Origin of the sequence: Streptomyces sp. NRRL B-1140, from assembly GCF_001280065.1 — a bacterium.
GTDB lineage: Bacteria > Actinomycetota > Actinomycetes > Streptomycetales > Streptomycetaceae > Streptomyces.
Window position 1 is genome coordinate 1 of record NZ_LGEA01000029.1, and the last position, 322, is coordinate 322.

1 protein-coding gene is annotated in these 322 nt (G+C 75.5%); it reads right to left on the reverse strand.

The window, feature by feature from the left end; all coding sequences use genetic code 11:
• The coding region (locus ADK65_RS05330) for an FMN-binding protein (RefSeq protein WP_159038722.1) at window positions 1-322 on the reverse strand (322 nt) is incomplete at both ends.

Sequence of the window (322 nt, forward strand, 5' to 3'; positions counted from 1 at the left end):
GCTGCGGCCGCCCTTGGGGGCCTGGACCGCCTCGGCCTTGGTGATCTTGCCGCCGGTCACGGTCACCCGCACCTGCACCGGCCCGTACTGCGTCTGCGCCACGCTGCCGGTGAGCGTCTTCGTCCCGGCCTGGCCGCCTCCCGAACCCGCGGCCTGGCCGCCTCCCGAACCCGCGGCCTGCGAGGAACCGCCCTGGGCCGGCGCCTTGTCGAGCGCCGACTGGAGGGACTTCTTGTAGCCGGCGCTGGTGTACGTGGCGCCCGACACCGCGTCGATGTCCGCGGTACCGGCCGCCACGGCCGCCTGGTTGAGGCGGGGGACG